This window comes from Photobacterium sp. OFAV2-7, from assembly GCF_022347985.1.
Lineage (GTDB): Bacteria > Pseudomonadota > Gammaproteobacteria > Enterobacterales > Vibrionaceae > Photobacterium.
The window spans coordinates 1-2,885 of record NZ_JAKRFQ010000689.1; the positions used below are offsets into that span (position 1 = coordinate 1).

4 protein-coding genes are annotated in these 2,885 nt (G+C 47.5%); 3 read left to right on the forward strand and 1 reads right to left on the reverse strand.

Going from position 1 to position 2,885, the window contains the following annotated elements; translation table 11 throughout:
- The 3 genes from galT to galM all read left to right on the forward strand — a co-directional run.
- On the forward strand, positions 1–222 hold a 222-nt coding region (gene galT / locus MHN01_RS23105), incomplete at its 5' end, for a galactose-1-phosphate uridylyltransferase (RefSeq protein ID WP_239413695.1).
- A gap of 24 nt (positions 223–246) precedes the next feature.
- The gene (galK, locus tag MHN01_RS23110; protein WP_239413696.1) at positions 247–1,437 is read left to right on the forward strand and encodes a galactokinase; all 1,191 of its coding nucleotides are present in this window, start codon (positions 247–249) and stop codon (positions 1,435–1,437) included.
- Between the two features lie 18 nt (positions 1,438–1,455).
- Entirely contained in the window at positions 1,456–2,523 is a 1,068-nt protein-coding gene (galM, locus tag MHN01_RS23115; RefSeq protein ID WP_239413698.1) for a galactose-1-epimerase, read from the forward strand.
- A 107-nt stretch (positions 2,524–2,630) separates the two neighbouring features.
- Here the strand turns inward: galM and MHN01_RS23120 are convergent.
- A partial coding sequence (locus MHN01_RS23120; RefSeq protein ID WP_239413700.1) for a substrate-binding domain-containing protein occupies positions 2,631–2,885 on the reverse strand: 255 nt, incomplete at its 5' end.

Here is a 2,885-nt window from a genome sequence, read left to right on the forward strand (position 1 = left end):
TCAATGGGCTGGCACTATGCGCCTTTCTTCAAAGAAGGCGACACATCAACTGGCCATTGGCAGCTTCATGCATTGTTCTACCCACCACTGCTTCGCTCTGCGACTGTACGTAAATTTATGGTGGGCTACGAAATGTTGGCAGAAAGCCAGCGTGACCTGACTGCTGAACAGGCGGCAGACAAACTACGCGCACTAAGCGATATCCACTTTCGTGAACAATAAGCAGAACTTAGCAGGAATTAAAAAATGACCAATCCTAAATCCCAAACATTAATTGATGCGGTGAGTGCGTCCTTTGTTGATGTACTAGGCTACAAGGCCACGCATATTGTTCAAGCACCTGGTCGTGTAAATCTAATTGGTGAGCACACAGACTACAATGACGGCTTCGTTCTACCATGTGCGATTGACTACCAGACAATCGTTGCTGCTGCACGTCGTAGTGATAACATCGTTCGTGTTGTTTCTGTGGATTATGCCAACGAAACAAAAGAATTTGATTTGACTGAAGAGATTACTTTCGACAGAGACTGTATGTGGATCAACTACATTAAGGGGGTGGTGAAGTGTTTACGTGGTCGTGGTTACAAGTTCGGTGGTGCTGATATCTCTGTCAGCGGTAACGTACCGCAGGGGGCCGGCCTCAGTTCATCTGCTGCACTTGAAGTGGTAATCGGTCAGACATTCAAAACACTGTACAATCTGTCTATCTCTCAGCAGGAGGTTGCCCTAATTGGCCAACAAGCGGAGAACGAATTTGTTGGTTGTAATTGCGGTATCATGGATCAGTTAATTTCTGCTGAAGGTGAAGAGAACCACGCACTGCTTATCGACTGTCGTTCGCTAGAAACCAAAGCGGTTTCTATGCCAGAAGACATGGCGGTTGTGATCATCAACTCTAATAAAAAGCGCGGCTTGGTAGACAGCGAATACAACACTCGTCGCGAGCAGTGTGAAGAAGCCGCACGTATCTTTGAGGTGGAAGCCTTACGTGATGTGACTATCGAGCAGTTCAATGCCCGTGTTGCAGAGTTAGACGAGACGGTAGCTAAGCGCGCTCGACACGTTATTACTGAAAACGATCGTACAGAAGAAGCCGCTGTTGCACTGGGCAATGATGATATGAAGCGCATGGGGGAGCTGATGGCTGAATCCCACGCTTCAATGCGCGATGACTTTGAAATTACAGTTCCTGAAATCGACTTTATTGTAGAAACAGTGAAGAAAGTGATTGGGGAACAGGGCGGTGTACGCATGACCGGCGGCGGCTTCGGCGGTTGTGTGGTATCAATCATGCCGCCAGCGCTCGTTGATGAAGTAAAGGCGGCCATCGAAGCGACGTATGAAGCAGAAACTGGTCTAAAAGAAACGATTTATGTTTGCAAAGCCATGGCAGGCGCCGGCGTAGTTAACGTATTAAATACGGTAGCGGCTTAGGCCGGGTGAGGTGTGACTATGGCGGTAGAAAATAACTTAAAGGAATCCATGACAGCAGAGGCGGCCTATGATGGTCGCCCAGCCCAGGTGTTTAGCCTGACCAATGCAAAAGGCATGACCGTCACTTTTATGGATATCGGGGCAACCTGGTTGAGCTGTCAGGTGCTGGTGGAAGGCCAGTCCAGGGAAGTGTTGCTGGGAGTTAGTTCTATGCCACAACATCAGCAGCAAATGGCCTATCTTGGTGCGACGGTTGGTCGTTATGCCAACCGTATCAGAGCCGGGCAGTTCAGTTATCAAGAGCAGGATTATCAGCTGAAAACCAACCAGGCGGGCAACTGTCTTCACGGCGGTCCAAATGGTTTTGATCAGCGTCGTTGGCAAGTGGAGTTGGCAGAACCACAAGTATTGATATTTTCTTTACAATCGGCAGACGGAGATCAGGGCTTTCCTGGAAACCTCACTACCCGGGTACGCTATGAGCTGACTGATGATAATGAGGTAACTATTCACTACTCCGCCACGGTTGATAAGCCCTGCCCGGTAAACTTAACTAATCATGCCTATTTTAATTTAATGGGAGCGGAAGCAGGGCATGACTGCCTAGCCCATCAGTTGGAGATTAATGCCGCATATTATCTGCCAACAGATAATAGAGGTATTCCGCAGGAAGGATTGAAACCTGTTGTCAATACAGGGTTTGATTTTACGGTAAGTAAACTTATCGGCCAGGATTATATGGCTGATGAGGATCAAAAACGGGCGTCAGGTTATGATCATTCCTTCTTGCTTAACGATGAATGTCAAGGCGGTGAGACGGTGGCTGCCCGGGCGACTTCGCCGGATGGTAAGCTCATGTTGGAGATTGAGACGACAAAACCAGCAATACAGCTATACATCGGAAACTTTCTTATCGGTTGCCCCAACCGCTCAGGGAGTCAATATGCTAATTTGGCTGGATTTGCACTTGAAACGCAGTTTCTGCCCGATTCGCCAAATCACCCTGAATGGCCACAACCGTCGTGCATTTTGAAACCTGAACAAAGTTATCAACATAGTACCGTTTATCGGTTTTCGGAAGTTTAGGTCAATTTTCCCCTAGCTAAACAGATAGTAAAAAGCCCCAACTGATATTTCAGTAGGGGCTTTGTTATTGGTCAATTCTAAATCACGTGTAACCTTGCTTATATAAATTAACTCTCAGTTTTACTTACTGATAAGCGGCGGACCAGAGTGGGCACAAACATTCGTGTTTCACTTTCAACGTTGCCTCCTTTTGCCAGTCGAAGTGAAAGCAGGGCGGCTTGTTCTGCCATCATCTGAATTGGGTAACGTACTGTTGTGAGTTTTGGATGCAGGTATTTGGCAATGAGACCATCATCAAAGCCGATTAACGACATTTGATCAGGGGCGCTGATCCCGTTCTCATCCAGCACTGAAAGTGCACC